General features: G+C 44.0%; 11 protein-coding genes. 7 read left to right on the top strand and 4 right to left on the bottom strand.

Going from position 1 to position 9010, the window contains the following annotated elements:
* Positions 1–180 precede the first annotated feature (180 nt).
* From AB4589_RS11630 to AB4589_RS11620, 3 genes are all read right to left on the bottom strand, one after another.
* The gene (locus tag AB4589_RS11630) at positions 181–681 is read right to left on the bottom strand and encodes a hypothetical protein (RefSeq protein WP_372100533.1); all 501 of its coding nucleotides are present in this window, start codon (positions 679–681) and stop codon (positions 181–183) included.
* Positions 645–899: a hypothetical protein gene (locus AB4589_RS11625; RefSeq protein WP_372100531.1), complete on the bottom strand. Its 255-nt coding sequence runs from the start codon at positions 897–899 to the stop codon at positions 645–647. Before AB4589_RS11625 ends, AB4589_RS11630 begins: the two co-directional genes overlap by 37 nt.
* Before the next feature lie 239 nt (positions 900–1138).
* Positions 1139–1477, bottom strand: coding sequence for a hypothetical protein (locus AB4589_RS11620; RefSeq protein WP_372066942.1), 339 nt, complete (start codon positions 1475–1477; stop codon positions 1139–1141).
* Positions 1478–1714: 237 nt separating this feature from the next.
* Between AB4589_RS11620 and AB4589_RS11615 the strand changes: the two genes are divergently transcribed.
* The 5 genes from AB4589_RS11615 to AB4589_RS11595 all read left to right on the top strand — a co-directional run bounded on the left by AB4589_RS11615 (position 1715) and on the right by AB4589_RS11595 (position 4973).
* Entirely contained in the window at positions 1715–2548 is an 834-nt protein-coding gene (locus AB4589_RS11615; protein WP_029222252.1) for an AraC family transcriptional regulator, read from the top strand.
* A 147-nt stretch (positions 2549–2695) separates the two neighbouring features.
* The gene (locus tag AB4589_RS11610; RefSeq protein ID WP_372100529.1) at positions 2696–3424 is read left to right on the top strand and encodes an AzlC family ABC transporter permease; all 729 of its coding nucleotides are present in this window, start codon (positions 2696–2698) and stop codon (positions 3422–3424) included.
* A 2-nt stretch (positions 3425–3426) separates the two neighbouring features.
* A complete protein-coding gene (locus AB4589_RS11605; RefSeq protein WP_372100528.1) occupies positions 3427–3756 on the top strand; it encodes an AzlD domain-containing protein in 330 nt (109 codons plus the stop codon).
* 56 nt (positions 3757–3812) lie between these two features.
* Entirely contained in the window at positions 3813–4118 is a 306-nt protein-coding gene (locus AB4589_RS11600) for an NIPSNAP family protein (protein ID WP_102249511.1), read from the top strand.
* An 81-nt stretch (positions 4119–4199) separates the two neighbouring features.
* Entirely contained in the window at positions 4200–4973 is a 774-nt protein-coding gene (locus tag AB4589_RS11595; RefSeq protein ID WP_372100526.1) for a viroplasmin family protein, read from the top strand.
* A 159-nt stretch (positions 4974–5132) separates the two neighbouring features.
* Here AB4589_RS11595 and AB4589_RS11590 read toward each other — a convergent pair whose 3' ends face one another.
* Complete coding sequence (locus AB4589_RS11590; RefSeq protein WP_372100524.1) at positions 5133–6281, bottom strand: glycosyltransferase family 4 protein; 1149 nt, start codon at positions 6279–6281, stop codon at positions 5133–5135.
* Positions 6282–6596: 315 nt separating this feature from the next.
* On the opposite strand from AB4589_RS11590, the gene AB4589_RS11585 reads away from it, so the two are divergent.
* Positions 6597–7523, top strand: coding sequence for a glycosyltransferase family 2 protein (locus tag AB4589_RS11585; protein WP_372100522.1), 927 nt, complete (start codon positions 6597–6599; stop codon positions 7521–7523).
* A gap of 17 nt (positions 7524–7540) precedes the next feature.
* Entirely contained in the window at positions 7541–8977 is a 1437-nt protein-coding gene (locus AB4589_RS11580) for a lipopolysaccharide biosynthesis protein (RefSeq protein WP_372100521.1), read from the top strand.
* Positions 8978–9010 lie beyond the last annotated feature (33 nt).

The following is a 9010-nucleotide window of genomic DNA, read 5'->3' as shown; positions in this document are numbered from 1 at the left end:
TCTTAAACGATCGGCATTAGCTCTTAATGAGCGGCTTTTTGCTATCTGCAGTTTGTACAATGCAGGAACACTTACCTACTATTAATGTGTTCGCGACATATCATTCTCTTTCATCTTGTTAGCTCCTCCAATCTCAGGTTCAAGGACTTCCCTTTTGTGGTGATCTGATTAGTATAGGGGTCACTCTTTTTTTGCTATCAATAAACCCACATTCTGATCTTTAAGGTGCAATAGCCTTGTCTTTACTTGACTTAGATTTCCGAAAGAATAGAAAGGTATATGAACAATTACCTTAAAGCCCGCTTCCAAAAGCATATCATGCCAAGTCTCTCGACTATTAAAGCAAACCCCAACACCAGCCGTATTGGCACCCAGCTTACTGGTTATTGGAGCTAGTGCTTTTGAAGCGGTCGTGTGGTAAATCAATTTGCTCGGCAAGTTACGGACTAAGATCCCTTCATAAAAGTTTTCGAATATCACTACAAGTCCATCTGATGACAAGTGATTGAACGCTTTTATTAAAGCTTGTTGCTGAATATTCTTGGTGGCCTCATATGAGTCACTTATGAAGTGGTGCAGTACCCAGTTAAATTGAATGATGTCGTAGGGAATAACTAAATCAAGATCTTGAAACAATGAGCATTTCAGCTCTTTGTTAGGGTGACCGCGATTTTTCTCCAATAGTGTTTCTTCGGGTTCGACCAAGTAGTGTAATGAGACAATATCTTGTCAGCATAGACCCCATTTCCTCCGCCTATGTCCAACAAGTGGAATGATTGGCGTGTTGGGTAAAGCATATCTAACTGTTTGACTAATATTTCAAACATTTTCTGATCAATGTATTCAGTGTCAAAAGATGTTGTTTGCTCTGAATGAAGTTTACGAACGCTATTTTCCATAGATGCTCCTTATTCAATTAGATACGAAGCATTTTTCGAGCCACGACGTTATGATTGAAATATAAGGTTTTTCTTACTGCCAAGATTGGAGTGAAGTGTTTGATTCAATTTGAAAGTCAAAATGCGACTAACGGAAGAGGAACGATAAAGTAGGGTATACAGAGTCTATTTTGTTCATGTTTTTACCCTTAAGATTCGCTTGTTTTGACCAATAATGAGTGCGCAACTTTTACCCTCATTTAATTCGCAGGCAAAACAACCGCAGACGCTTCTTCCTCTGAATCTTCTTTGTCTTCGACTTGTTCAGCTACCCAATCAATCGTCTTTGTTAAATAAAGCTTGTTGGTTTCGGTATCGCACCAACTCTTGGATAAACCTCTTCGATTAAATTCACTGCCAATTGCTGCGAGTGTCTGGTTGCTTGATCGCCCGTAATACAAGGTGTCGCACAGTTGCAGGTTCGACATCGATTGAGGATACGTATTGACTGGCGAGGAGTTCATGCTCAGTGCTTTTGATTGGTTATGAGTGCACCCAGTTAGGCTCAGGAAAAAGAAAAGGATTAGCGTATTTTTCATGGTGTATCAGGTCTATTGCCGATGATTTGAAGAGAGTATTGCCATGATTGCCACACTAATTTGTCAATTTCTCGCCAACTAGTTATAGACCAAGACTTTCCTCCCAGTTAGAAAGCGTTATTAAGCCAACGATAAAAACAGAATTAACAAACAAAAGCGCAATTTTGTACAAAAGCTGAAAGAGCCTATAGAGTAGACTGATAAGTCGCTCGATAATTAACAGGCTTGGGGATTGTTATGGAGAACAAGAAACGCTCTAAAGAAAAGGCCGAATATAAGATCACAGAAGAGCTCGGTGGCCTTGAAACCCTTAATGCTGAATACGAAAAGCAGAACTTCTCACGCCACAGCCACGAGGGCTACACGCTTGGAGTCATCGAACAAGGCGCTCAGCGTTTCTATCGAACGGGCGGGCATCATATTGCACCACAAAATGCGATTATTTTGGTCAATGCCGACGAAGTTCATAGCGGTCACTCTGCCACTGAAGGGGGGTGGGCGTATCGAGCCATGTATCCACTCCCAGAGCAACTTGCCAAGATCACTCAAGAGCTTAACCTACCGAATTACGGTGCGCCTTACTTCCCAAGAGCGGTGGTTGAAGACCCTGAACTCGCCAATCAATTGAGATTGGTATTTAACACGATTGATGAATCCGACAATCGTTTGTTAAGAGAAACCTTGATGTACGGGATGTTGGTTAAGCTGATTAGCCGACACGGAAAATCGCCGCTTAACCCTCAACTCGACGGGAAAACTCAGCGCCAGCTTGTGTTGGTGAAAGAGTTTTTAGATGATTTTCCACAAGCCGATGTGTCCTTAGAGGAGCTGTCTAAGCTAGCGGCTTTGAGCCCGTTTCACTTAGTGCGTTCTTTTCAAAAAGAGTTCGGCCTTCCACCACATGCGTATCAGATTCAGTCTAGATTGAGGTTATCGCGTAAGTTATTGAAGCAAGGACATACGATTTCAGATACGGCTCAAGAATGCGGTTTTCATGATCAAAGCCATTTTCATCGACATTTCAAAAAGGCCAATGGTTACACGCCGGGGCAATACATCAAAATGCTCTAAACTTGCGTGGCTAAGGCATGGCCAACTCGTGTTAAGTTCGGTTAAGTGTGGCAAACAGAGGGACATGAAATCGAGCAAATTTGTACAATCGAACCGACTCAACTCCTCTTACATTGAATAGCCAATGTGAAGAGAGAAAAGAACTATATGGATAGTGAAACAATGGATAGACGAACACAGTTATGGAAGGGCGTTTTAGCGGGAATGCCCTTGAGCATTGCGGTAATCCCTTGGGGAATTCTAGCGGGCTCATATGCGATAGATGCAGGATTGAGTCAGCTTCAAGCGCAAGCGATGTCGGCTATTCTATTTGCTGGCTCAGCACAACTTGTCGCCGCGGGTATGTTCAAAGCGGGTATTGGTCTAGGCACCATGTTGTTGACTACCTTATTCATCACGTCTAGACACTTCTTATACAGCGTATCGATGCGTGACAAAATCAGCCACCTTCCTGCTCGTTGGCGTTTATTGCTTGGCTTTTGGCTGACGGATGAACTGTTCGCGATTTGTAGTGGCCAATCTCAGCAAGAGTTTAACCACTGGTATGCAGCAGGGGTCGGCGGTGGTTTTTATCTTGTTTGGAATATTGCGAGTTTTGTTGGCATTGTCGCAGGTAGTCAAATCCCATCACTTAACGAGATTGGGCTCGATTTCGCGGTCGCAGCAACCTTTATTGCGTTAGTTTTTCCATTAATCAGAACATTGCCTGTTGTCGTATGTGTGGTGGTTTCATTGGTCACATCGGTTGCCATGTCGGTTAACAATATTGAGGGCGGGCTAATGATTGCAGCGATTGCCGGTATGTTAGCGGGCTTTATCAGCGAATCGTTCCAAGAGCGAAACAACGGCAACAAGACAATTGTGGAGGGGAAATAGAGATGATTTGGTTAACGATATTCCTCATGACAGCGATTGTTTTTTTTAGTCGGTATCTGTTTCTAGAGCCAGCAATCCCGCTTCGATTAAATCAAACCACGCGTCGCCTGTTACGCTATTCAAGTCCCGCTGTGCTTACCGCAATTTGGGGGCCAATTGTATTTGCACCAGAACAAACATTTTGGCCAAGCCTTGAAAACCCATACTTGATAGGCGCGGTGGTCACAGGTCTGTTGATTTGGAAAACAGGCAATGTGCTGCTAACGATTGGCGTCAGTATGGGCGTGTTTTTGTTCTATAACCTCGTTGCGGTTGATTACCTTTTTTCTTGAGCTTCAACGTCAACTTCGGCTTTGTGTTTCTCCTATTATTTAAGGGCTGAATAACTATGATTACTTGTTATGTTCGATATGTAATTGATCCTAAAAAGGTAAGTGAGTTTGAGGCATACGCAAAAATGTGGATTCCTCTGGTCGCTAAATTCGGAGGTCAACACAACGGTTATTTCTTACCGTCGGAAGGGGCGAACAATATTGCATTGGCGTTGTTTACCTTTGAAAGTTTGACTGCCTACGAAGAATATCGGGTTAAGTCGCTGAGCGATGCTGAGTGCATTAAAGCGTTTGAATTTGCAGACGAAGTTGATTGCATCGTGAGTTATGAACGCAGCTTTTTTAGACCTGTTTTAGAGTGATAGACCTTGCAACGTATAGCTTGGTGGCATCTAATGTACTGATTCACTATTTGTGTGTTTAGGTTTTGGTAAGGAGTTAGTTTGGCTAAGAAGTATTATGTGGTTTGGAAAGGTCGTACACCGGGTATTTTTACTACTTGGAATGAGTGTAAGTCGCAAGTTGATGGTTTTGCTGGTGCGAGATATAAATCGTTTCCAACACTAGGCGAGGCCGAGTCTGCTTTCGGTGGTAAAACGTCGTCTGCGTCAGGTTCTACTGCGACAAAGCCAAGCTCTGCGGGTAAGTCGACGAAAGCTAAGGTGCCGCCTCTTTCGGAGCAGCAAATCACAGATATGCATTTTGATATCAAGATCTTTACCGATGGTGCGTGTGAACCAAACCCTGGTGAAGCGGGGACGGGTTTAGCGGTATACCAAAACAACCAATTAACCGAATTGTGGTATGGCTTGTATCAACCTGTTGGAACCAATAATACCGCTGAGTTACATGGCCTTAAACAGGCGTTTTTGCTCGTAAAAGAGAAGCTAAACGCGGGTCTCTCTGTAGCGATTTATTGTGACTCTAAGTACTCAATTGATTGTATTACTAAGTGGGCAACGGGTTGGGAGAAAAAGGGCTGGACTAAGTCGGGCGGCGAGATCAAAAACCTCGATATTATTAAGCCTGCGTATGCTCTCTACCAAGAATTGGCTTCAAAAATCACCATCTACCATGTGAACGGTCACGTTGGTATTGAAGGTAACGAATTGGCCGATCGAATGTCGATTGTGGCTATTTCATCGAAAGAGCAGGAGCTAGCTCAATATCGTGACATCGAAGATCTTGAGTCTATTTTGGCGCTGCGAGCAGGCTAGCTAGGCTTCTTAATGAAAAGCTAATGAAAGTTACTGAAAGCATAAGTTGCCATCATTAAGCAGTGCTAAGTTGAGCGCTACATTTCAAATGGATGTAGCGCTCTTTTGATCTTGTGGTGCTCAGTCGTTTTTGTGAGGCATAGCTGTCTGAGTTAATCCTTATTGAGCTGGGTTCTCTATCCAACGAGATAATTGCTGAGCTTGTTTGATCGAATTAAAACTGTCTTTCACTCTCTCACGTGCCTTTAACCCCATCGATGCTTTATCGTTACTGCTTAGCTGCGCGAAACGCTCAATCGCTTCTCTTAATTCTTCCACGTTCTTTTCGCTAACCACAAAACCTGTCTCTGGTGAGACGATCTCTTTGCATCCCATGATGTTGGTCGTAATGACGGGTGTGCCCACGGCCATCGCTTCTTTTAAAACCAGTGGCCCTGTATCCACACACCCAGTTTCGGAAAAACAGAAGGGCGCGATTAGGCTGTCATAGTTCGATAGTTTTTCTTTGACCCACTCGTGAGGTTTAGCGCCAAGAAAGGTCACGTTTCGAGTGAGCCCATTTTCTTTGACCTGCAATTTTAACTGCTGCTCTAAATCGCCAGTACCGATGATATCGAGATGAATGTCGAGAGGTTCGGCAATCGGCGCCAATGCATCAATAAGATGGTGGATACCTTTTTGCTCCACTAATCGGCCAAGGAAAACAAAGCGAAGTTGATTCGTTTCGGTTTTTGGGTTGAGTTGGAATTGTTTAGTATTCACTCCGCAGTGCAGGAGCTTAATGTTTCCTTTCGCCATGGTATTGAAGTCAGCAAGCATGTCTTTACACACTGCAACCACAAAATCACTCGATGAGATTTTATGTTCAATATCATAAGCGAACTCGTAAACATCATGACCATGAGCAACGAACGAGCAGGTTATGTTCAGAAGCTTTGCCGCGACGATGGCGTGAGCTGTAGTGTGCTGACAGAAATGCGCATGAACGTGTTCGACGTCGTTCTCGGCGAGTTGCAGCGCCAGTTTGAATCCATAAGCGAACAGTGATTTTTTTGGCATACTGGTTTGCTTGGAAACAAAGGATACCGCCCGGAGAAAGCCAAACCAATTGATGCTGGCTATCTTACCCGCCCGAACATCCTTACCAATTTTTATGATGTCATAGTCAAATGACTTTTCACTCTCTTCTATCTCAAATGCCATCACGCAAACATCGTGTCCACAAGCTTTCACTGAGTCGACTTCTGTTTGAATGAAGGTCTCACTGAGTACAGGGTAGGTTGGCGCCACAAATGCTACTTTCTTCATTCCTTACTCCTCAAATCCATATGACTAAAGCTATCAAGCCAAGGTAATAACCAACAAAGCAAGATACGAACCAAGATCAAATCGTAGCTTTGGAGGGCTTTTCGATTGCTTTCCGAAGGTTACCCCTTAAGACGTCGCTCGTTTTCTCAAATTGATAATCAAATTGGAGTTTTGACGCTCATGTCTGATCACCCTGTTCGTCATTTTGAGAGTGTCTGCGTAGGCGACTGATCTAAAAGTGATTTCATAGCAAGGCACTCTCGGCATAGAACATGCAACGTCAGCCATATCACGTATAAATCTGAGGGCGTCATTATGGCTAAAGTAAGTGTTGTTATTCCTACCTACAATTGTTTGGATTACCTGCCGAAGGCAATTGGCAGCGTACTGAAGCAGACTCATCAAGATGTTGAGCTCATTGTCATTGACGATAACAGCAACGATGGAACGTCGACGTATCTCGCTTCGATAGAAGATGAACGCATTATTACCTTATCTACTTTGGGCGTGGGTGCGCCTCAAGCGAGAAACCTAGGGATTGAAAAGGCGACCGGAGAATACATCGCTTTTTTAGACGCGGACGACTTCTGGTTTCCAGAAAAAATTGAGCGCCAACTCGAATTTCATCAACGATACCCAGATCTTGCGATGAGCTTTACTAACTACGAACACCTTAATGAAGACTATCAAGTGATAGTTGATTGCTTTAGTTATTGGTCGCAGTTTCAAGACCAAGATGAAGCGTTTATCAATATAGAAAACCCATTAGAGTTCATCATTGAAAACAATGTTATTGGAACATCAACGGTGATGGTGAAAGCGGATGTGTTTTCTCAAACAGACAGTTTCAATGCTGACATTAAGTATGGGGAAGATTGGGAGCTGTGGCTTCGAATGAGTGAAAGCCATCAGATCGGTGTGTTGAACTCCGTGCAGGTTGGTTACTTGATGAGAGCGAGCTCTGTTACCCAAACTGAAAGTCTTAAATTGAGAAATTTGCAGTCTGTAGAGACTATTCTTCAACATTACCAAAATGACAGTCAACGATGGAATCTACCCACTTCCAGCTTCAAAATCGCAAAGGCGAGAATACTGGAAGGCTACGCTGACTATTATCGAGGCTTACAAAAAAACCGATTGGCTATCTCATACAGTATCCGCTCGTTAGTTTTGGCTCCGCAAAAACGAACGTTACGACACCTTCTTGGAGACTGTAAGAGTTTCCTAATGCCTGCATTGTAAAGGAATAGGTGTCTGCTATGGGGTCACTAAAACAGTCTGCCTACTACGCCATTGGTATCGTGATGATGAAAGGGATCTCGCTCGTGATGATCCCCTATATCACTCATAAGATGACGTTGGTTGAATACGGTTCTTTAGAAGCCATCGTCTTGTTGGCTGACATCGGGACAATCCTATTTAGCTTTGGGATTGTTGAGGCAATGTACCGTTATGTGGGCGTCGCTGAGGGTGAAGAAAAGAGAAAGCTTGTCTCGAACTGTTTCACGTTGAGTGTCTTGGTCTGTGTGTTAGGCGGTTCTTTAATTGCTCTTAGTATGCCGTTGTTGTTATTGATGCTGCCCGTCGAGTTTCAGCCCTATCAAATATTACTTCTTCTGATACCGACCATGTTAGATGGTGCGATTTCTATCCCGTTAACACTGATGCGAATGAATGCGTTAGCTAAGCGCTTTTGCATGCTCAATGTATTGAAGGCAACGGTGCAAGCTGCAATGACCTTTGTGTTGCTTGAAGCGGGTTATGGCATTGATGGTGTTCTGATCTCTTCCGCTGTTTCGAGTGTGTTGTTGATGCTGTGTTTACTGCGTTATCAATGGCAGGAGATGGGCTCATTTGGCAGCCTAAAATACTCCGCTAAGATCCTAAAGTTTGGATTGCCCACGTTAGTCGGTGGTGCTTCTATTTACATGATTACAGGCCTAGACCGTTGGGTGATGGCAAGCTTTGTGGGTGTTGAAGAACTTGCAATCTATGCGGTCAGTGGCAAGTTTGCGTTGCTGCTTGGCTTGTTACTGCAGCCTTATGCTCTGTGGTGGTTTCCAAATCGGGTGGCCATGCTACAACAGCCTGGCGGTAAAAAAGTCTGTGCGGATAGAGCGCTAGTCGGCGTGAATCTGGCCATAGTGTTGGGTTGTTTGATGATCCTTACGGTGCCTGGTTTTATTGCTTTGATTCTGCCCAGCAGTTATCAGTATGCAGGTACTATTGTTGTCGCACTCTTGGCGATTGGTGTGATTAAGAATGCAGGGGATTACCTCAACCTTGGTTGTTTCAGCGGTGACTCAAGCCAATCGCAAATGTGGATACAAGGCGGGTGTGCGATTGTAGCAACCATTGGCTATCTTGTTGTGACACCGATTTATGGCGTGTGGGGCGTGGTGGTGGTGCTTTGTGGTACTTATGCCGTGAGGCTGTCACTGCTTTATATTGTGAGCCAAAAGATGGAGTACTTGCCTTACGATCATCGTAAATGGATGGCTGCGGTGAGTATCGCCATACTTGCGATTACCAGTGACAGGCTTCTTGGTTGGGCGCTGGTTGATGTTCATGACTTTGTTTTAGGCAGTTTTGTGGCAATAGTGACGTTAGTCGTCTTTGTTCGATACTCTGTTATTCCTGTTCCACAAGTGTTGCTCGATAAGCTTACGTTAGGCAAACATTCCCACGTAAGTTGAACCGATTTCACCCAGAGCGCGGGTATTCTGATA

Source organism: Vibrio sp. 10N.222.49.A3, assembly GCF_041475145.1.
Lineage (GTDB): Bacteria > Pseudomonadota > Gammaproteobacteria > Enterobacterales > Vibrionaceae > Vibrio > Vibrio tasmaniensis_A.
This window is presented reverse-complemented; position numbering and strand designations above follow the sequence as displayed.